Raw genomic sequence first — 19,414 nt, forward strand, 5'->3', positions numbered from 1 at the left:
CTTGCAAAAGCGTTCAGCAGGGAACCTCCGGAGTGTTGTTTCGAGAAAGATGCAGTGCGGATCCGCTTTCAGCCCGGGACGGTTCCTCTCTTCTCCATGCATTCTGACCTACTCTTCTCCATTATCGGTTCAAAATCGTTATCATGACTTATGTACATCAATTTCTATTATAATAATGGGATTGCACTCCCCTGTCAAGTTTTATTCCGTCTGTTTTTCCTTGCGACCGCTTCTTTCGATAAGAGACCGAACTCCGTCGACGTCTCTTCTAGAAAACCCGCCTTTTCTCTATCGCTCTGATCACTGAAGTGCAGATTTCCTTCCGCATCGTGCAGCGCGCGTCCCATTTTTGGTTGATATTTCATGATTTGCACACCTTTTCGCTGTATTTATGACTAGTATAAACAAACCATTTTATTTTTATTTAACATTCAGCAAGGAAAATACGATATTATACAAGAATGTATTTTAGTTAGTTCAGAAAGGAGGACAGCCATGAAGAAGAGAACTCTTGCTCTTATTTTATGCGGCGTCATCATCACAGAGCTTCTTCCGTCATTTCACACCGCAATCGCCGCAGAGGGAGAAGCGGTCATCGCGACAGACAAGATCAATGTCAGAGGCGGTCCCGGCCTGAGCTACGGAATTAAGGCTGAAGTGAAAAAAGGGGAAAGATACCCGATCACTAAAGAAGAGGGAGACTGGGTACAGCTTCAGCTGAGCCCCGGTAAAACCGGATGGGTCGTTTCCTGGCTGATATCAAAAACAGCCGGGGGAGCAGACAATTCATCCGCAACAAGCGGAACGGTCACTTCCACCGATCCTGACCTCCGCATCAGAAAAGGCCCGGGGACATCGTATGAAGTCATCGGCAAACTTCCGCAAGGCGCGCATGCATCCGTGCTGGACAAGAACAGCGGATGGGTGAACATTTCTTATCAAGGCACAACCGGGTGGGTTTCTTCCGAATACGTCACCGCGGACAGCGGCGGATCGGATACGAAAGCAACTTCGGCCCGAAGCGGGTCAAAAAGCGGGACTGTCGGCGTTTCTTCATTGAATGTCAGAAGTGCAGCGTCACATGATTCAGCGATTATGACTAAATTATCACGCGGAACAAAGGTTTCCATCTTAAGTGAAGACCACGGCTGGCTGAAAATTGAAGCAAACGGTCAAAAAGGCTGGGCAGCAAGCCACTACATCATAAAGGATTCTGACTCATCGGGCAGCGCATCCGGCTCGGGAGACGGTTCTGCGGGCTCACGCTCCTCGAAAAAAGCGTATATTGTTTACGGCGGCACCAACTTAAGGAGCTCGGCCTCGACTTCCGCTTCTATCGTAAAAAGAGCAGATAAAGGCGCAGCCTACCCGATTGTCGGCTCAAGCGGCAAATGGTATGAAGTCCGGCTTGAAAACGGACAAACCGCATATGTGGCAAACTGGGTCGTACAAACGTCAAAACGCGGTGAGGAAACAGGCGAAGCACCTTCTCCCAACACGTCAGGCGGCAGCGGCTCACTTAAAAACAAAACGATCGTCGTTGATCCCGGACACGGAGGAAAAGACAGCGGAACGATCGGCTACTCCGGAAAGTTTGAAAAAAACGTAACGATTAAAACCGCTAAGCTGCTGGCCCAAAAATTGCGGGCATCCGGTGCAAACGTGTATATCACCAGACAGGATGATACTTTTATCAGCCTGCAGGCCAGGGTTTCAACCTCTCATTACCGGAATGCGGATGCCTTTATCAGCATTCACTATGACAGCTATGCCGATACGTCAACGCGGGGAAGCACGGCTTATTATTACAGTCCGTCTAAGGACCGCCAGCTTGCCTCAGACGTCCATTCTGAAGTAGTGAAGCGTTCCCCTATCCCGGATCGCGGCGTTCTGTTTGGCGATTATTACGTCCTGAGGGAAAATAAACGGCCTGCCATGCTGTATGAGCTCGGCTATCTCAGTCAACCGCAAGAAGAAACAATCATACATAGCGGCTCTTACCAGGAAAAAGTGACAGACGGAATTGAAAGCGGATTGGAACATTATTTTCAATCATAAAAAAAAGCTGCCGAACGGCAGCTTTTTTATTGTTTAGAATCCATAATCAATGTAATCGGCCCGGAATTCGTCAGCTGAACATCCATCATGGCTCCGAATATTCCGGTTTCCACTTTGACTCCTTTTTCCCGAAGGAGTTCGTTCCACTTTTCATAAAGGAGCACAGCCTGATCCGGTTTAGCCGCATTCATAAAATTCGGGCGTCTCCCTTTCTTCGTTTCGCCGTAAAGCGTAAACTGGGAAACGGATAAAATCTCCCCGCCCGTATCCAAAAGCGATAAATTCATCTTGCCGCTTTCATCATCAAAAATCCGAAGATTCACGATTTTATCCGCCAAGTAAGCGGCATCTTCTTCTGTATCTTCATGAGTGATGCCGACAAGCGCCATAATACCGGGTCCGATCCGGCCTGCGACAGCGCCGTCAACCGTCACACTCGCTTCTGTTACACGCTGAACAACTAATTTCATAGCAAGCTCCTTTTAGTTCATTACCCGGCGGACTGAATAGATGTCTCTGATCTGTTTAATCCGCTCGACCACTTTGTGCAGATGATTGATGTTTTGAATAAAAATCGCCATATGAATCGTAGCGACTTTATTGCGGTCGGATTTGCCGGAGACAGAGGAGATGTTGGTTTTCGTTTCATTTACGGCTTGGAGCACCTCATTTAAAAGCCCGAGACGGTCATACCCCAAAATCTCAATCTCAACGTTATATTCTTTGCGCCTTTGAACCTGTGATTCATGCTCCCATTCAACGGGGATCAGACGTTCCTGCGCTTCATTCGTTTTGACGTTCGGACAGTCATCCCGGTGAACGGATACACCGCGCCCTTTTGTAATAAAACCGACAATATGGTCGCCCGGCACCGGGTTGCAGCATTTCGACAAGCGGACGAGAAGGTTGTCAATGCCTTTTACGCGCACACCCGCTTCCCGTTTTCTCCCTTGCGGATAATGTTTCGGCTCGGAAGTGACTTCCTGAACGATTTTTTCCTGCTCTTCCTGGTCACGCAGCTTCCGTTCTTTTTCGGTGAGCCTGTTGGCCACCTGAAGAGCGGTAATGCCGTTATACCCGACCGCCGCGTACATATCCTCTTCATTTGAGAAATTGAACTTGTCGGCAACTTTTTGAAGATTTTCAAGCGTTAAAACATCTTTCACTTCAAAATCAAGATTTTTAATTTCTTTCTCGACAAGCTCACGGCCTTTTTCGACGTTTTCTTCACGGCGCTGTTTCTTAAAGAATTGGCGGATTTTGTGTTTCGCCTGGGACGTCTGCGCCAGTTTGACCCAGTCTTGGCTCGGGCCGTATGAATGCTTGGACGTCAGAATCTCGACGATGTCGCCCGTCCGGAGCTTATGGTCAAGCGTCACCATTTTTCCGTTCACTTTCGCCCCGATTGTTTTGTTGCCGATCTCCGAGTGTATCCTGTAGGAAAAATCAATCGGCACAGAGCCTGACGGCAGTTCAATGACATCGCCTTTTGGCGTAAATACGTATACCATGTCAGAAAACAGATCGATTTTCAGCGATTCCATAAATTCTTCCGCATCGGTAGACTCGTTTTGGAATTCCAGAATTTCACGGAACCAGGACAGTTTTTTCTCAAATGTCGCTTCTTCGTTTGCAGCCTTGCCTTCTTTATATGCCCAGTGTGCGGCCACCCCGTATTCAGCGATCTCATGCATCTCAAACGTTCTGATCTGCACTTCCAGTGGATCGCCTTTAGGCCCGATTACGGTCGTATGCAGAGACTGATACATATTCGGCTTAGGCATCGCAATATAATCTTTGAATCTGCCCGGCATCGGCTTCCAGCACGTATGAATAATGCCGAGTACGGCGTAGCAGTCTTTAATGCTTCCGACAAGAATACGGACGGCGAGCAGATCATATATTTCATTGAACTGTTTATTTTGCAGCGCCATCTTGCGGTAAATGCTGTAGATGTGCTTCGGGCGTCCTGAAAAGTCCGCTTTGATATTCACTTCTTCGACCCGTTTTTTCACTTCATTGACAACCTCTTCGACATAAAGTTCGCGTTCCGCGCGCTTTTTCTTCATGAGGTTGACGATTCTGTAATACTGCTGAGGATTCAAATAACGGAGAGCGGTGTCTTCAAGCTCCCATTTGATTTTAGAAATCCCGAGCCGATGGGCCAGCGGAGCGAAAATCTCCAGCGTCTCATTTGAAATTCTCCGCTGCTTTTCCTGCGGAAGATGCTTTAACGTCCGCATATTGTGAAGGCGATCCGCCAGCTTGATCAATATGACTCTGATATCCTGAGCCATAGCGACAAACATTTTTCGATGGTTTTCCGCCTGCTGCTCCTCTTGAGATTTATACTTAATTTTACCGAGCTTCGTCACGCCGTCGACAAGCATCGCCACTTCTTCAGAAAATGCTTCCTTCAGGTCGTCGAGGGTGACATCCGTGTCCTCTACCACGTCATGCAGAAATCCGCCCGCAATTGTGGAAGGGTCCATTTCCAGATCGACGAGAATCCCCGCCACCTGAATCGGATGAATGATGTACGGCTCACCTGATTTGCGGTACTGTTCGCGATGCGCGTTTTGCGCATACAGGTAAGCTTTCTCAACAAACGCAATCTGCTCCTCCGGCAGATAAGTGCGCGCTTTATCTATTACTTGCTCGGCAGTCAATACTTGTTCGTTCGCCATGGAATCACCTTTTTTAAATGTAAACTGTATTAGTTTATTATCAAGAAAAAAACGAGAGATGTAAAGGGCAGAAGTTCAAAACACCTAAAGAATCTGTCAGGATGATGAAATAATAGGAAAAAAGCACCCTGACACGAGTGCTTTTTTCCATATGCGGTTAATATTTCATTAATGTTAAAATATCGTAATCGTCAAGCTTGTCTCTGCCGTCAAGGTAAGAAAGCTCGATTAAGAACGCAATACCGGCTACGACGCCGCCCAGTTCTTCGACAAGCTTAATCGTTGCTTCGATCGTGCCCCCTGTTGCCAGCAAATCATCAGTAATCAGCACGCGCTGTCCCGGCAGAATCGCATCTTTATGAATTGTCAGTACGTCTTTTCCGTACTCCAAACCGTAATCGACTTTAATGACCTCACGCGGAAGTTTTCCTTCTTTCCGAACCGGCGCAAAGCCGACTCCGAGCGCGTATGCAACCGGACAGCCGATAATAAAGCCGCGCGCTTCAGGCCCGACAACTAAATCAATTTCTTTTTCTTTTGCATATTCAACAATCTGGTCAGTGGCGTAACGGTATACGTCGCCTTTGTCCATCAATGTCGTAATATCTTTAAATTGTACGCCTTCTTTCGGGTAATCGGGCACAATTGTTACGTATTTTTTAAGATCCATCTGTTCTATGTCCTCCTCGTACTTTCATAAGCCTCTGAACCTTGGTTCATCAGCTTATTCAGCCATTCCTTCAGCTCATGGGCTGCGGAATAATTGAGCTTCTGGTCTAATTCCATCAGCTGCTGTTTTACCTGATAGGTTTGCGAATCTGCCAGGTCGCGTTTTTTCGCGCCGTTCACGACAGACAGCACACCATCTTCTATTTTAACAAAACCGAGATCAAAAAACACCTTTGTCATAAAATTGATTGTGTCAATTGACCATCCTCTGTGTCTTGCAAGCTCTGAACCATGCTTGCCGAAGTCAAAAGCGCCCCTTTTCAAGAGAAATGCGTAAAACCACTTGAAATCATTCCGCGATGGAAATGAGGACAGGAAATGTTCTTCATGATTGATAAAAACAAAATAAATCCGTTCCGGCTTCTTTCCGTCTAGCAAATGCTGCAGGCGATCCGCTGACGGCGGCACATCCAGAAAAACGGCATATTTTCCGTCAAGCTGGAGAACTTCCGCCTCGGATTCCGAAGTGATCTCGGCAAGCTCGCCCGACAGCTCTTTTTCACGGAGCTTCTGAGCGGTTTTTTCGTTAAAGCTGATGAGCACCCGTTTTTCCTTCGGCAGCGCGGTGACCGTGTCTTCCCACGTCCGCTTGCCTCGAATATCAAAAAGCTGCCATTCCGGCACCGCAGCATCTTTAATCATCAGCTGGGGCTTCTTTCTGTTGTTCCATTCATTAATGGACATCTCGCCGACAATGGAAATCGTTGATCCGGGGACAACTCCGGCTTCAAGCTCCCCTTTGTTAAAGCCGACGCAGTCAAGGACGGCGGAATCACTTTTCACCGTCATTTTCACGTGATTTTTATTCGCTCCGATCAGGCGCACATCATCAAGCACGGCATTTTTCACCATCACATGCGGTTTAGGGTTAAGCATGCCGAACGGCGACAGCATCTTCAATTCTGTAATGCTTTCAACGGTTATGTCTTCAACGCCGCAGACAAGATCAACCTCCTGAACGGGAATAAAATCCTCTTCCGTAAGGGTTTCTTCAGCCATTTGATTCAGCCTGTCCCTTAATTCCGCCACATCTTCAGCCTTCAACGTCATTCCTGCCGCCATCGGATGCCCGCCGAAATGAGGAAGAATGTCTCTGCACTGTGAAAGGCTCGTAAAAAGGTTGAAGCCTCTGATGCTTCGCGCCGACCCTTTAGCGATGCCCTGCTCCTCATCTATCCCAAGCACAACAGCGGGCCGGTAAAAACGTTCAGCCAGCTTCGATGCGACAATACCGACGACTCCCGGATTCCAGCCGGCTTTTGCCACTACAATGGCAGACGGGTTTCCGCCTTGCTGCTGAACCATTTCAACAGCCTCTTCGGTCATGGTTTTCACCATTTTCTGCCGCTCTTTATTCAGCCGGTCAATATCCGAAGCCAGTTCCTCCGCTTCAAACTGATCTTCGGTCATCAGCAGGTGTACGGCGGGATCGGCCTGTTCTATTCTTCCGACAGCATTGAGCCTCGGTGCGACCTGAAATCCGATCGTTTCCTCATCAGCTTGTCCGATATCTCCGCCGGAAAGCTTAATCAGAGCTTTGAGGCCCGGCCGATTTGTCGTCCGAAGCCTTTCAATTCCGAGTGACGCAATTAATCTGTTTTCATCATGAAGAGGCACCAGATCTGCAACCGTACCGATTGCCGCCAAGTCCAGCATAGCTTCCGGCAAAGAACCCGTAAGCGCGTGGGCAAGCTTAAACGCCACACCGACGCCGGCCAATTCTTTAAACGGATAGCCGCATCCCGGCTGCTTCGGGTGGATGATCGCAAATACGTCAGGAAGCTCGGGTCCCGGCTCATGGTGGTCGGTAATAATGACGTCTAAGCCCAGCTCTTTTGCGACTTCAGCTTCATGGACGGCGGCGATTCCCGTATCCACTGTAATGATCAGCGAAAATCCCCGCTCTTTTATGGAACGGAAAGCTTGTTCATTCGGGCCGTAGCCTTCTGTAAAACGGTCGGGAATATAAAAGTCAACGTCCGCCGACAGCTGTCTGAGTGCCGTCAGCATCACTGACGTGCTTGTAACGCCGTCTGCATCGTAATCTCCGTAAATCATAATCGGTTCCCCTTGAGAAACCGCCAGTTTTATCCGATCAACTGCTTCCCGCATTCCCTTTAATTCATACGGGTCATAAAAGTCTGCATCCTTTGTATGTAAAAACAGCCTTGCGCTTTCGGCAGTATCAAAACCTCTTTTTACAAGCAGTGATGCCACAAGAGGTGTTATGTCCAATTGTTCTGTGAGTGATTTGACTTTTTCCTGATCCGGCTGCTGGATTTCCCAGCGCATTTTTGACGCTAACATAAATTCACCCCTCAACCACCCTATTATACTAGAGCGGACTGAGGGGTTTCAAATGTTATTCTGATCCTTTTTTCTCTTCAAGCATTTCTTCCGGCGGCGCGGCTGTTTTTTGGCCGTCCGAATCAGCCGTCAATTCACCTGCGGATCTGTTTTCTTTCCGCAGCATTTTAATTTCGCGCTTCAGCTTCATCACTTGAAAGATACCGGCCGAAAACACGATCAGCGCTCCCATTAACACAGAACCTAAAATGACTAAAATCAGCGGCCATTCAGCGGTTCCGAACAGATAATCAACCTCAACCGCCCGCACGTTAATGACAGCAAAGATGGCGACAATCAGAGTAAATAGTAAAGCGAATATAATAGTCCATTGTTTATTCATGCGTCTGCCCCCAATTATTTTCTTATCTTTTCCCCCATTTTCCCGGGAGTAAACCCCGGCCTCAGGAAATCCGGGCCGTCAACTGCTCGCGGACCAGCTTTTTCAGTCCGCTTCTTTCTCCCGATATGACGAGGGTGTCCCCTTCTTCAATTACGGTATCAATACCGGGACTCAGCTGTTTTTGCCGGTTTTTCTTCACGATCGCAATAATCTGGACGTTGTAATGTTTCTTGATCTCCAAATCTCCGATTGTACGGCTGACAGCCGGTGCATGAGATTCGGCTTTAAACCACTCAATGACGAGGCCATCAAGCGCGACTTCCACAGATTCCAGCGCTTTCGGCTTATACGTCATCCCGCCTAAAATAGCGGAAATCTGCCTTGCCTCTTCGTCGTTAAATTCAACGGATGCCAAGCATTCGTCATGATCATTCTCATCGAAGTAATAGAGCTCTTTTCTGCCGTCATCATGAAGAATAATACTGATTTTATCGTGATTTTTCGTAATGACTTCTACTTTCTGGCCGATGCCCGGAAGCTCCGACTCACGAACGTTCATAAGAACCCTCCTACATGTTTTTACAATGATGATTGATTATGTAAGCGTATGTCATTATAGCAAATGCAGGTTTTAAGTTCAATGCGGCCTGAAAAAACAGGCTGCCTTCCGGAAGACAGCCTGTTTCCTTTTACTCTTCGATTGATTTTTTCCCTTTAAATTCTTTTCCTTTCCATACAAGCCACAGCTGCGCGGCGATGTAAAGAGAGGAATAAACACCCGTCAATAAACCGACCAATAAAGCGACGGAGAAGTTTGTAATTGACGATGAGCCCAAAATGAGCAGCACGACGACAACAATCACAACGGTTAAGACCGTATTAATCGAGCGTGTAAAGGTTTGCTGCAAGCTCAGATTCACGATGTGTTCCAGATCGGCAAATGACTTCGGCTTGCGCTTTTTCATCTGCTCGCGTATCCGGTCAAATGTAACGATCGTATCATTTATCGAGTAACCGATAATGGTGAGCACAGCGGCGATAAAGGTGACGTCGACCTCCAGCCTTGTAATGCTGAAAAACGCGACGATAAAGAAAGCGTCATACAGCAGGGATACAATTGCGGCGACAGCCATTCTGTACTCAAAACGTATTGACACGTAAATAATGATGCCGATTGATGCAATTGCCACGGCATATAAGGCATTACGGGCCAGCTCTTTTCCGACTGTCGGCGATACCGTGCTGACATTCGGTTCAGCTCCGTATTTGTCCTTAAAGTACGTTTTGATTTCAGCGATCTTTTCTTTAGATGGCTCTCCGACAAACCGGGCCGCGGCGACATGGTTCTCTTTACCTGAGAGCACTACGTTTTCCGGGTCCATGCCGAGAGAGTCAAAGTCTTTTTCAACCTGCTGCGCCGTCAAGGCATGATTGCTCTGCACGTCAATCCGCGCGCCGCTTGCAAAATCGATTCCCAGGTTGAGTTTAAAGATCAGTAAGATGATAATTCCCGCAATAGTCACAGCACTTGAGAAAATAAAGAAGTATTTTCGTTTGCTCGTGAAATCCCATTTTTGGAACGCCGTATGCGGTTCAGTATTTTCATCTGTTTTCTGGATGTCCATAATATGTTTTTTCTTGACGCCGAACCAGCCTTTTTTCCGGTCAAGCCATCTGCTTTCCACAAGAAGGGAGAGCAGGAATCTTGAAAGGAAGACAGCTGTAATAAAGCTTGTCAGAATTGACAAAATCAGCATCGTCGCAAACCCTTTTACAGAGCTTGTCCCGAAAATAAAGAGCACGACCGCTGCGATGATCGTTGTGATATTCGCATCGAAAATCGTCGCAAATGACCGTCTGTTCCCTGAACGGAAAGCCGAGCGGACGGATTTTCCGAGTTTCAGCTCTTCTTTTATCCGTTCATAGGTGATGATATTGGCGTCAACCGCCATCCCTACACCCAAAATGAGGGCCGCGATACCCGGAAGTGTCAGCACCGCCTGCATCCAGTCAAACACTTGAAGCGTGATATACACATATACAGAAAGCGTGATAACCGCAATGAGACCCGGCAGTCTGTAATAAAGCAGCATAAATAAGAAAACAAGTGCAATCCCGATGATGCCGGCCTCTACCGTATCATGCAAAGCCTGCTGTCCGAATTGCGCCCCTACTGAAGTAGAGTATTTTTCGGTCAGTTTCACAGGCAGCGCGCCCGCGTTTAAAATATTGGCCAAGTCCTTTGCTTTTTGAACGGTAAAATCATCATCCTCGATAGTAACGTCAGTAGTATTCAATTCTTGTCTGACGTTTGGTGCCGCAATATATTTCGGATGTGCTTTTTTAACTTCACTCTTAAATGATTCACTTTCTTTGTAGTCTAACCATATAACAAGTTGATTGTTAGGTGCCATCTTTAAAATTTTCTTAGTCACTTCACCAAATTTGTCAGCGTCCTTTAATTTCACACTGACGATTGGCTTATTCGTCGTCGGATCAAAGGTTTGCTTCGCGCCGTTTTCCACGAGATCAGAGCCGTTTAACAGCTCTTTATCATTCGTATCCCTGAACGAGAGCTGCGCTTCCGTTGACAGAATTTCGCGCGCCCTGTTCTGGTTCGTGACGCCAGCCAGCTGAACGCGGATACGGTTATTTCCTTCAATCTGAATGTTCGGCTCGCTTACGCCGAGAACGTTAGCCCGGCGGTTCAGCGCCTGCACCGTGCTGACGAGCACGTCTTTTGTGATTTTATCGCCTTTTTTGACGGGCTGCACATCGTACAGAACTTCAAACCCGCCGCGTAAATCCAATCCTAACGTAATATTATCGGCAGCCGGTTTTGTAAAATACCCCAGCCCTGTGCCGATCAATAATACGATCAGGAAAAACGCAATCAAGCGTCCTTTTTTCATTATGTATTTCCTCCTTAAACCTATGCCGTCAAATCATTATCTCAGCAGTTCATCCAAAGCTTCCTGACCCTCATCGCTTTCCAGCCAATTAGACGACTTAAAAGCTTCAACGGTTGCATAGTTCATAAAATCGCCAATTTTAACTGATAAAATATGACCGGCCAATTCATGCAGCGGCAGTTCCTTTTTCTGTTTCCACTTTTTATGTATTAAGTATGACCATAAACTCTCGTGCTCAACATCATCGTATCCGAGGATTTTGAACTCTTCAAGTTTACTGTACAAGAAAGGCCGCAAATGATCTTTGTACATTTCGGCGGGATGTTTCTCCACTGGGCGCTCGCTCCTTTTTCCATTTTTCTCGAAGACTTGTCATGCTCGGACGACATCGGCGCATATCCTTATTGTATATGATTCCAGGTAGTTTGAGAAGGCAGGGGTTGTAAAATGGCAAAACAGACTTTTTTAAGGGGCACTCTTATTCTCATCGCAGCCGGGATGATTACAAGAATGCTCGGCTTTGTCAACCGGGTGGTCATCGCCCGGTTTATCGGTGAAGAAGGGGTCGGATTGTACATGATGGCTGCCCCGACATTTTTCTTGGCCACCACTTTGACCCAATTCGGCCTCCCTGTTGCCATCAGCAAGCTTGTCGCTGAAGCAAGCGCCCGGGGGGACCGGGAAAAAATGAAACATATTTTAGTGATGTCGCTTACCATCACCGGGATATTAAGTCTCATCTTTACGCCGCTGTTTTTATGCTTTGCGCCGATTATGGCCGAAACGATGCTGACTGATCAACGCACGGTTTACCCGCTTTTGGCGATTACGCCCGTCGTGCCGATTATCGCAATCTCCAGCGTGCTGCGCGGTTATTTTCAAGGCAGGCAGAATATGAACCCGCTGGCGTTTTCCCAAGTGCTTGAACAAATTGTGCGGATTTCACTTGTCGCGGTCTGCACGACGGTGTTTCTGCCGTACGGAATTGAATATGCCGCGGCCGGAGCCATGATTTCGTCTGTCATCGGGGAGCTCGCCTCTCTTATTTATTTATTCATTTGTTTCAAGGCCAAAAAAACAATCAGAATCAGAAAACAATTTTTCAAGTCGATTGCAAATGGAAAAGAAACCTTCCGCCAGCTGATGAGCGTGTCGCTTCCGACAACCGGAAGCCGCTTCATCGGAAACTTGTCTTGGTTTTTTGAACCTATTGTCGTCGCGCAGAGCCTTGCGATTGCAGGAGTGGCCACCGCTGCCGCCACCAGCCAGTACGGGGAGCTGACCGGTTTTGCCATGACGGTTTTGACGCTGCCCAGCTTTATAACCTATTCTCTGTCAACAGCGCTTGTTCCTGCGATCAGTGAAGGAATGGAGCAAAAAAAGCTGCAAGTTGTCGAATACCGTCTGGAACAGGCGATGAGGCTGTGTCTTTTAAGCGGGGGCATTTCGGTGGTTATTTTATTCTCTTTCGCTGATGAGCTGATGTCCGTCATGTACGGATCAACGAATGCGGCGGTATTTATTAAAGTGATGGCGCCGTTTTTTCTGCTTTATTATTTTCAGGGGCCCCTTCAAGCGGTGCTGCAGGCGCTTAATTTAGCCGGGGCCGCCATGATGAACAGTTTTATCGGCGCCGCTGTTAAAACAGGCCTTATTTTTGTGCTGGCGACCAGGCCTTCGCTCGGCATTATGGGCGCGGCATTGGCGATTGTGACGGGAATGGTCCTCGTCACCCTGCTGCATGCGGCCACTGTAAGCAAAGTGCTCCCGATCAGCATTAAAATAAAAGAATACGCGCTCTGCTTTGCCGTCATATTCATTTGCGGCTATGTGAGCCGCATTATAAAGCACGCCGTTCATTTTTCAGGGTCAGAGGCTGTTAATCTCACAGGATGGATTGCAATGACCGTGATACTGTACATTGTGCTTCTGCTGATATTCAGGCTGATTAAAAGGGAGGAGCTGATCCGGATTCCGGTCATCGGCCGGTTTGTGATGCGGTGAGTCCGGTTTAAGGCTCCCCTTTTTCATTTTTGATATCAATAAAAAAAGCCCCGTCTGTAAACGTGCAGAATGATATTTCCGAAAGATCGCGATATCCTCTTTTTGCTAAATTTTTTTCGAGCCAGTGTTTGTCTTTCCCGATTCTGTCTAAATGCTCGTTTTGAACGACTCCATCGACAATGAGCGGGGTTTCCAGCTGCTTATCCTTATTGTTTTTCTTTTTGACGATTGACAGTTTTCCTGATGACTCTAAAACGGCGTATGACACGTCAGAAATTCTTTCGATGTTATTTTCCCTCAGCTGCATCAGAAGGTCGTCAAAATTGTAGCGCTGTGATCTCATCGCCCGTTCGTCGATTTTTCCCTGTTTAATGATAGTGGTTGGCTTGCCGTCAAGCAGCTGCCGTATTTTTTGGCTTTTGAGCGAGACAAAAGCAAGGCTTACCTGAATAATCATTAAAATGACAATCGGCACAATGGTATGCAAAAGCTGATCCTCTACATTTTCAATTGCCAAAACCGCTATTTCAGCAATCATAATGGAAACGACAAAATCCAAAATGCTCAGCTCTCCGATTTCCCGCTTTCCCATCAGCCTGAAAATCACAAGAATGATGATGTAAAGCACTATTGTACGAAACGTAATAATGAAAATATCTCCCATATCGCACCTCCAACGGTCATAGCATTTGCCATCGGCTCTGAATTATGTAATAAACGGGCTGAACATCATGCATTTACGTCTAATTCGAACATTCAGAGAATACATTTAGAAAAAGACGGGCTCCGGCTTGTCATATATCAGGCCGCAGAGCGGAGAGGAGATAAAAATGGAAGAAACGAAACAAGTGGGAAGAGGCGTTTTGTACGGTTTAGTGGCTATTTTTGCGGTGATGCTTCTTACAAGTTTGGCGATTTCACTGTTACTGACGGTCACCTCAATGGAAGAGTCATCTTTCAGCTGGCTGATCACCGCGCTTTCTTTTCTATCTTTATTTGCGGGCGGTTTTATTTCCGGCGGCAAAGCGAAAGAAAAAGGCTGGATGATCGGAGCGTTAACCGCCGTTTGTTTCTCGTTAATCATCTTGCTGTTTCAATATTTAGGGTTCGGAAAAACGTTTACATCCGGGCAGCTTTTGTTTCACCTCGGCTTTTTGGGAGTCAGTATGCTGGGCGGGATTTTCGGAGTGAATTTGAAAGGAAGCAGATCAGCGTAATAAAAAAAAGAGCGGATTCTCCGCTCTTTTTTAGTATGTATGAGCTTCTCTGTTACTCAGCGGAAGCTTCTCTGATTGCGCGGCGGTCAAAAGTTAAACGGGTGTTATCACCTGTTTTAATGACGACCTTGCTCTCATCAATTGAATCAACAGTGCCGTGCAATCCTCCGATTGTCACCACTGAATCCCCTTTTTTCAGCTCTTCCTGCATCTGGCGTACGGCCTTCTGCTGCTTTTGCTGCGGACGGATGAGCAGGAAATAAAGCACTGCAAACATTAAAATAATAGGAACGATTGTGCCTAAAGTACCCATCTGTTTCCCTCCTTTCAAGAATGGTTTTATTTAGAAGCTTTTCGCATTTGGCTTATTATAGCCGTAACGCTCAAAGAACTCTTCTCGGAAATCACCAAGACGATCCTCCCGGATGGCTTGTCTGACCTGCTCCATTAAGTGTAACAGAAAATGAAGGTTATGGTAAGTTGTTAATCGAATTCCAAACGTTTCATTACAGCGGATCAAATGTCTGATGTAAGCGCGGGAGTAATTTTTGCATGTATGGCAGCTGCACTCTTCGTCAATCGGACGGAAATCACGCTCATATTTGGCGTTTTTCATATTCAGACGCCCTTCATTCGTAAACACCGTGCCGTTTCGGGCAATCCGGGTCGGCAGTACGCAGTCAAACATATCCACGCCGCGGATGGCGCCGTCAATTAAGGCATCCGGTGAACCCACACCCATTAAATATCTCGGCTTGTCCTTCGGTAAAAGCGGAGTTGTAAACTCAAGCACTCGGTTCATGACGTGCTTCGGCTCGCCGACAGATAATCCGCCTATGGCATACCCCGGAAAATCAAGCGAAACCAAGTCTTTTGCACTTTGTGTCCGCAGGTCTTCGTATTCTCCGCCTTGTACGATTCCGAACAGACCCTGCTCATCTGAGCGCCCGTGCGCCTCCAGGCAGCGTTCCGCCCAGCGGCTGGTCCGTTCCACAGAGCGTTTCATGTAATCATACTCTGCCGGATACGGCGGACACTCATCAAACGCCATCATGATATCAGAGCCGAGGGCGTTTTGAATTTCCATCGCTTTTTCCGGAGATAAAAACAGCTTGTCTCCGTTTAAGTGATTGCGGAAATGAACGCCTTCTTCTTCTATATTACGAAACTTGCTCAATGAAAAGACCTGAAAACCGCCGGAATCTGTTAAAATCGCGCGGTCCCAGTTCATAAACTTATGAAGCCCGCCCGCTTCTTTTACAATGTCGTGTCCCGGACGGAGCCATAAATGGTACGTATTGCTTAAAATAATGCCCGCATCCATAGATTTCAGCTCATCCGGAGACATCGTCTTTACCGTAGCAAGCGTGCCGACCGGCATAAATACAGGCGTCTCAAAGGAGCCGTGGGGCGTATGAACTCTGCCCAGCCGCGCTCCCGTTTGTTTGCATTCCTTTATAAATTCATAACGTATCGGTTGTTCAGCCACTTTGTATGAGGCCTCCTGTCATTCAAATTAGATAATCAGCATGGCGTCGCCAAAGCTGAAGAAACGGTATTCCTCTTCTACCGCATGACGGTAGGCGGAAAGAACATGCTCTCTGCCGGCAAGCGCAGAAACGAGCATGATAAGGGAAGATTTCGGCAGATGAAAATTGGTGATCATACCGTCAATCGCTTTAAATTCATATCCCGGATAAATGAAGATGGACGTCCAGCCGCTTGAAGCGGTAAATACGCCGTCATGCTCGCCGGCAATGGTTTCCAGGGTGCGCGTTGATGTCGTCCCGACCGACACGATGCGCCCTCCCGCCTTTCTGACCTCGTTTAAAGAGGCGGCGGTTTCTTCCGTCATTTCATAAAATTCCGCGTGCATGTTATGCTCTTCCACATCATCCGCACTGACGGGGCGGAATGTGCCGAGTCCCACATGAAGTGTGATAAATTCAATCCGCACACCCTTTTGCTTCAGCTCGTCCAGAATCTCTTCCGTAAAATGAAGTCCGGCCGTCGGAGCTGCGGCAGATCCGATTTCTTTTGAAAAGACGGTCTGATACCGTTCTTTATCATCAAGCTGCTCTTTAATATAAGGAGGCAGCGGCATTTCACCGAGTGATTCAAGCACTTCGTAAAAAATCCCGTCATACCGAAATTCTATTTTTCTGCCTCCGTGATCAAGCTCCTCCGTGCAGACCGCTGTCAGCCGGCCGTCGCCAAATGTCAGGACCGTTCCTTTTTTTACGCGTTTCGCCGGCTTTACGAGCGTTTCCCATGTGTCATTTTCTTCCTGTTTTAATAACAGAAGCTCCACTTTCGCTCCCGTATCTTCTTTTGTGCCGAATAATCTTGCAGGCAGCACACGGGTATTGTTCAAGACGAGACAATCCCCTTCATTAAAAAAGCTTACAATCTCTTTAAATGAACTGTCCGTCAGCCCGCCCGTCTGTTTGTCGAGCACCATCAGCCGCGATGCGTCACGCTCTTTCAGCGGCACTTGGGCAATGAGGCGTTCAGGCAGTTCAAAATCAAATAAATCGACTTTCATCATTTCACCTTTATTCTGTCTATTGTTATTTCATTCTGCCGAAAAAATTAAGCAGAATGGATAGTATCACACTGATCACAATACAAGTGACAACGGGAAAGAAAAATGTAACATTTCCCTTCTTAACGAAAATATCTCCGGGCAGCCTTCCGACAAAGTGCCAGACTGCGCCGGCAATAAGCAAAACGGCACCGAGAACCATGAGAACCTTCGGAAAGTCAGTCACGGGCGGGCGCCTCCAATCGAAAATGTTCATACACAGCCGGAGTCACGACCCGTCCCCTCGGCGTCCTCTGTAGAAATCCGATCTGCAGCAGATACGGTTCGTACACATCCTCTATTGTGTGCGGTTCTTCGCCGATTGTCGCGGAAATCGTATCAAGGCCGACAGGACCGCCGCTGAATTTTTCGATCATGCCCATCAGCAGCTTATGGTCGATATGGTCAAGGCCGAGCGCATCGACTTGAAGACGTTCGAGCGCGTCGTGAGCGATTTCTTCCGTGATGCGGCTGTCGCCGAGCACCTGGGCAAAATCTCTCACCCTTCTGAGAAGCCGGTTTGCAACCCGCGGCGTTCCCCTTGACCGTCTGGCGATCTCCAGAGCCGGAGCTTCTTCGATATCCACTTCAAAAACGTCAGCCGTTCTTGACACGATATCTGTCAGCTCTTCCTGCGTATAGTATTCAAGGCGCGACAGCACCCCGAACCGGTCTCTGAGCGGTGCGGTCAATAATCCGACCCTTGTCGTCGCTCCTACAAGCGTAAAAGGGGGAAGGTCGAGACGGACGGAGCGGGCGGACGGGCCTTTTCCAATGACGATATCAAGGCAGAAATCCTCCATCGCCGGGTACAACACTTCCTCAATCGAGCGGTTCAGCCTGTGAATTTCGTCTATAAACAGCACATCCCCTGGTTCGAGCGCCGTCAAAATGGCTGCCAAATCTCCCGGTCTTTCGATGGCGGGACCTGACGTCGTCCGCATCTCCACACCCATCTCATTGGCCACGATAGACGCAAGCGTTGTTTTCCCGAGACCCGGAGGCCCGTATAAAAGAACGTGGTCCAGCGTTTCCTGCCTCATTTTCGCCGCATCGATAAACACGCGCAGATTTTCTTTCACCTTCTTTTGGCCGATATACTGGGCGAGATTCTGCGGCCTGAGGCTTTGCTCGATTATTGATTCATGGCTGTCTGCTTCACTTGAAACGAGCCGTTCATCCATGAACATCACCTTACTTTAATAATTTTTGCAATGCTTTTTTCACATATTGATCTGTTGAAAGCGCCGTTTCCTCTTTTAAGTGAGGAAGCACTTTTTTAATTTCTTTTTCGGCGTAGCCGAGAACCCTAAGCGCTTCAAGCGCCTCGTCAAGCGCCGTTTCAGCCTCTTGTTTTTCAATGCGCGCTTCATGATTGAACAGGTTGTCAATCATTTCAGGCACGACGTCGGCCAGTTTGCCTTTCAAATCAAGAATAATCTGCCGCGCCGTTTTTTTGCCCACACCCGGAAATTTCACCAAAAAGGCTTCATCTTCCTGTTCGATCGCTTCGATGACGGCTCCGGGGTCACCGGAACCGAGGATGGCGAGGGCCCCTTTCGGCCCGATGCCGGTGACGTTCAGCAGCTTTGTGAAAAGCGCTTTTTCTTCCCGGGTTGAAAAACCGTACAAAGAAAAGGCGTCTTCTTTTATATGATGATACGTAAAAATGGTCTCTTGATTGCTTACCTTATAAATAAACGGATTCGGAGTGAAGACCTGATAGCCGATTCCGCCGTTTTCAATCACGATGTATTGGGGAGATACATAATCAATCGTCCCCTTCACGAATTCAATCACACCTATTCACCTCTTTGACTGCTTATCATTGTAACACAAAAACAGCCAAAGTCTTATAGAAAAGTTAACGTATGTTCGCTTTGACACCTTCCATTCAGAAAAAAAAGACATGTGTCACATGTCTTGCGTCAAAGTCAGCCGCTGTAAGTCTTAATATGATCGATCACGCTCTCAAACTCCGCTTTTGTCCTGTACGGTATGCCGTGTTCCAAGTGCTTTTGCAATCGGCTTTCCAGCCTTTCTATATCAATCTGGAAGAAAGATTGAATCGGCTCGGCCAGCGATCCGGGACGGCCGTGAAAAGTGGAGATGACGCCTCCGTCCGTGACGCCGATATAACCGTTAACCTTACTGAGCGGAGAAATGTCATCAACATGCTTACGGAAAAGGACGAAGCCTTTTTTCTGCTCAACGAGCGTCCAGCCCGCATATGCGGCCCAAAAATCCTCCATCGCCAAAACGGTTTCATCCGTATGTTCGATGCCGACATCTCCGTCCAGATAGACCTTTTCCAGCTGGACGTGCACCCGAAGCGGCCCGTAATGCTCAACCTCCGCCCCGTATGCGCCTTTTCCTCCGCAAATCAGGACTGCAGCCGATAAGATAAGCATAAACAATAGACGAGCACCGCAAATTCGTTTCACCAATAACACCTCTTTATTCAATCAAACTCTTGATGCTAGTTTGACCAAAGATGCCGGTGCTTAACCGTTTTCTTTCATTTGTCTGTTTCA

At 47.6% G+C, this 19,414-nt stretch carries 20 protein-coding genes and 1 other annotated feature (1 of these 21 cut by a window edge); of the genes, 3 read left to right on the forward strand and 17 right to left on the reverse strand.

Annotation, left to right across the window (positions count from 1 at the left end):
• Positions 1 to 134: a binding site (T-box leader), on the reverse strand (it extends 99 nt beyond the left edge of the window).
• A gap of 60 nt (positions 135 to 194) precedes the next feature.
• Positions 195 to 365, reverse strand: coding sequence for a YrzK family protein (locus NYE38_RS13365; protein WP_094247699.1), 171 nt, complete (start codon positions 363 to 365; stop codon positions 195 to 197).
• Between the two features lie 130 nt (positions 366 to 495).
• Between NYE38_RS13365 and NYE38_RS13370 the strand changes: the two genes are divergently transcribed.
• Positions 496 to 2,058: an SH3 domain-containing protein gene (locus NYE38_RS13370; RefSeq protein WP_340802255.1), complete on the forward strand. Its 1,563-nt coding sequence runs from the start codon at positions 496 to 498 to the stop codon at positions 2,056 to 2,058.
• Positions 2,059 to 2,084: 26 nt separating this feature from the next.
• Here NYE38_RS13370 and dtd read toward each other — a convergent pair whose 3' ends face one another.
• The 8 genes from dtd to NYE38_RS13410 form a co-directional block, all read right to left on the reverse strand.
• Positions 2,085 to 2,528 carry a D-aminoacyl-tRNA deacylase gene (gene dtd, locus NYE38_RS13375; RefSeq protein ID WP_007408194.1) on the reverse strand — a complete coding sequence of 148 codons (444 nt, stop codon included), beginning with the start codon at positions 2,526 to 2,528 and terminating at the stop codon, positions 2,085 to 2,087.
• Positions 2,529 to 2,540: 12 nt separating this feature from the next.
• Positions 2,541 to 4,745, reverse strand: coding sequence for a GTP diphosphokinase (gene relA, locus NYE38_RS13380; protein ID WP_003152716.1), 2,205 nt, complete (start codon positions 4,743 to 4,745; stop codon positions 2,541 to 2,543).
• A gap of 157 nt (positions 4,746 to 4,902) precedes the next feature.
• The gene (locus NYE38_RS13385) at positions 4,903 to 5,415 is read right to left on the reverse strand and encodes an adenine phosphoribosyltransferase (protein WP_003152714.1); all 513 of its coding nucleotides are present in this window, start codon (positions 5,413 to 5,415) and stop codon (positions 4,903 to 4,905) included.
• Positions 5,416 to 5,420: 5 nt separating this feature from the next.
• Positions 5,421 to 7,781 (reverse strand): single-stranded-DNA-specific exonuclease RecJ, encoded by a 2,361-nt coding sequence (gene recJ, locus NYE38_RS13390; RefSeq protein WP_260654634.1) that lies wholly within the window; start codon positions 7,779 to 7,781, stop codon positions 5,421 to 5,423.
• Between the two features lie 55 nt (positions 7,782 to 7,836).
• Positions 7,837 to 8,163 (reverse strand): lipopolysaccharide assembly LapA domain-containing protein, encoded by a 327-nt coding sequence (locus NYE38_RS13395; RefSeq protein WP_014418528.1) that lies wholly within the window; start codon positions 8,161 to 8,163, stop codon positions 7,837 to 7,839.
• A 61-nt stretch (positions 8,164 to 8,224) separates the two neighbouring features.
• Positions 8,225 to 8,722, reverse strand: coding sequence for a cation:proton antiporter regulatory subunit (locus NYE38_RS13400; RefSeq protein ID WP_017418232.1), 498 nt, complete (start codon positions 8,720 to 8,722; stop codon positions 8,225 to 8,227).
• 130 nt (positions 8,723 to 8,852) lie between these two features.
• Positions 8,853 to 11,075, reverse strand: a complete 2,223-nt coding sequence (gene secDF, locus NYE38_RS13405) for a protein translocase subunit SecDF (RefSeq protein ID WP_340802252.1) — start codon at positions 11,073 to 11,075, stop codon at positions 8,853 to 8,855.
• Positions 11,076 to 11,111: 36 nt separating this feature from the next.
• Entirely contained in the window at positions 11,112 to 11,408 is a 297-nt protein-coding gene (locus NYE38_RS13410) for a post-transcriptional regulator (protein WP_007408189.1), read from the reverse strand.
• Positions 11,409 to 11,522: 114 nt separating this feature from the next.
• Here NYE38_RS13410 and spoVB point away from each other — a divergent pair, with 114 nt between their 5' ends.
• Positions 11,523 to 13,079 (forward strand): stage V sporulation protein B, encoded by a 1,557-nt coding sequence (spoVB, locus tag NYE38_RS13415; protein ID WP_065522677.1) that lies wholly within the window; start codon positions 11,523 to 11,525, stop codon positions 13,077 to 13,079.
• A 7-nt stretch (positions 13,080 to 13,086) separates the two neighbouring features.
• On the opposite strand, the gene NYE38_RS13420 is transcribed toward spoVB, so the two are convergent.
• Positions 13,087 to 13,743, reverse strand: coding sequence for a DUF421 domain-containing protein (locus tag NYE38_RS13420; protein ID WP_013353038.1), 657 nt, complete (start codon positions 13,741 to 13,743; stop codon positions 13,087 to 13,089).
• Positions 13,744 to 13,909: 166 nt separating this feature from the next.
• Here NYE38_RS13420 and NYE38_RS13425 point away from each other — a divergent pair, with 166 nt between their 5' ends.
• A complete protein-coding gene (locus tag NYE38_RS13425; RefSeq protein ID WP_003152697.1) occupies positions 13,910 to 14,296 on the forward strand; it encodes a TIGR04086 family membrane protein in 387 nt (128 codons plus the stop codon).
• 52 nt (positions 14,297 to 14,348) lie between these two features.
• On the opposite strand, the gene yajC is transcribed toward NYE38_RS13425, so the two are convergent.
• The 7 genes from yajC to NYE38_RS13460 all read right to left on the reverse strand — a co-directional run bounded on the left by yajC (position 14,349) and on the right by NYE38_RS13460 (position 19,324).
• Positions 14,349 to 14,609, reverse strand: a complete 261-nt coding sequence (yajC, locus tag NYE38_RS13430; RefSeq protein WP_003152695.1) for a preprotein translocase subunit YajC — start codon at positions 14,607 to 14,609, stop codon at positions 14,349 to 14,351.
• 30 nt (positions 14,610 to 14,639) lie between these two features.
• Positions 14,640 to 15,785 (reverse strand): tRNA guanosine(34) transglycosylase Tgt, encoded by a 1,146-nt coding sequence (tgt, locus tag NYE38_RS13435; protein ID WP_007408186.1) that lies wholly within the window; start codon positions 15,783 to 15,785, stop codon positions 14,640 to 14,642.
• Between the two features lie 27 nt (positions 15,786 to 15,812).
• Positions 15,813 to 16,841 carry a tRNA preQ1(34) S-adenosylmethionine ribosyltransferase-isomerase QueA gene (gene queA / locus NYE38_RS13440; protein ID WP_003152692.1) on the reverse strand — a complete coding sequence of 343 codons (1,029 nt, stop codon included), beginning with the start codon at positions 16,839 to 16,841 and terminating at the stop codon, positions 15,813 to 15,815.
• Positions 16,842 to 16,866: 25 nt separating this feature from the next.
• Complete coding sequence (locus tag NYE38_RS13445; protein WP_003152687.1) at positions 16,867 to 17,067, reverse strand: DUF2905 domain-containing protein; 201 nt, start codon at positions 17,065 to 17,067, stop codon at positions 16,867 to 16,869.
• On the reverse strand, positions 17,060 to 18,064 hold the full coding sequence (gene ruvB, locus NYE38_RS13450) for a Holliday junction branch migration DNA helicase RuvB (protein ID WP_003152685.1): 1,005 nt from the start codon (positions 18,062 to 18,064) through the stop codon (positions 17,060 to 17,062). The genes NYE38_RS13445 and ruvB overlap by 8 nt, the downstream gene beginning before the upstream one ends.
• 10 nt (positions 18,065 to 18,074) lie before the next feature.
• Positions 18,075 to 18,680, reverse strand: coding sequence for a Holliday junction branch migration protein RuvA (gene ruvA, locus NYE38_RS13455; RefSeq protein WP_003152683.1), 606 nt, complete (start codon positions 18,678 to 18,680; stop codon positions 18,075 to 18,077).
• A 134-nt stretch (positions 18,681 to 18,814) separates the two neighbouring features.
• Positions 18,815 to 19,324: an intercompartmental signaling factor BofC gene (locus NYE38_RS13460; RefSeq protein ID WP_012118093.1), complete on the reverse strand. Its 510-nt coding sequence runs from the start codon at positions 19,322 to 19,324 to the stop codon at positions 18,815 to 18,817.
• Positions 19,325 to 19,414 lie beyond the last annotated feature (90 nt).

Source organism: Bacillus sp. EU63 (genome assembly GCF_038592915.1).
In the GTDB taxonomy this organism is placed as follows: Bacteria; Bacillota; Bacilli; order Bacillales; family Bacillaceae; genus Bacillus; species Bacillus velezensis.

Bases quoted from the DNA above. Each gene is read 5' to 3' on its own strand.
- recJ (WP_260654634.1), bottom strand. From the start codon at position 7,781: ATGTTAGCGTCAAAAATGCGCTGGGAAATCCAGCAGCCGGATCAGGAA.
- secDF (WP_340802252.1), bottom strand. From the start codon at position 11,075: ATGAAAAAAGGACGCTTGATTGCGTTTTTCCTGATCGTATTATTGATC.
- spoVB (WP_065522677.1), top strand. From the start codon at position 11,523: ATGGCAAAACAGACTTTTTTAAGGGGCACTCTTATTCTCATCGCAGCC.
- ruvB (WP_003152685.1), bottom strand. From the start codon at position 18,064: ATGGATGAACGGCTCGTTTCAAGTGAAGCAGACAGCCATGAATCAATA.
- NYE38_RS13370 (WP_340802255.1), top strand. From the start codon at position 496: ATGAAGAAGAGAACTCTTGCTCTTATTTTATGCGGCGTCATCATCACA.
- NYE38_RS13385 (WP_003152714.1), bottom strand. From the start codon at position 5,415: ATGGATCTTAAAAAATACGTAACAATTGTGCCCGATTACCCGAAAGAA.
- NYE38_RS13400 (WP_017418232.1), bottom strand. From the start codon at position 8,722: ATGAACGTTCGTGAGTCGGAGCTTCCGGGCATCGGCCAGAAAGTAGAA.
- NYE38_RS13395 (WP_014418528.1), bottom strand. From the start codon at position 8,163: ATGAATAAACAATGGACTATTATATTCGCTTTACTATTTACTCTGATT.
- dtd (WP_007408194.1), bottom strand. From the start codon at position 2,528: ATGAAATTAGTTGTTCAGCGTGTAACAGAAGCGAGTGTGACGGTTGAC.
- NYE38_RS13365 (WP_094247699.1), bottom strand. From the start codon at position 365: ATGAAATATCAACCAAAAATGGGACGCGCGCTGCACGATGCGGAAGGA.
- queA (WP_003152692.1), bottom strand. From the start codon at position 16,841: ATGAAAGTCGATTTATTTGATTTTGAACTGCCTGAACGCCTCATTGCC.
- relA (WP_003152716.1), bottom strand. From the start codon at position 4,745: ATGGCGAACGAACAAGTATTGACTGCCGAGCAAGTAATAGATAAAGCG.
- NYE38_RS13425 (WP_003152697.1), top strand. From the start codon at position 13,910: ATGGAAGAAACGAAACAAGTGGGAAGAGGCGTTTTGTACGGTTTAGTG.
- NYE38_RS13420 (WP_013353038.1), bottom strand. From the start codon at position 13,743: ATGGGAGATATTTTCATTATTACGTTTCGTACAATAGTGCTTTACATC.
- yajC (WP_003152695.1), bottom strand. From the start codon at position 14,609: ATGGGTACTTTAGGCACAATCGTTCCTATTATTTTAATGTTTGCAGTG.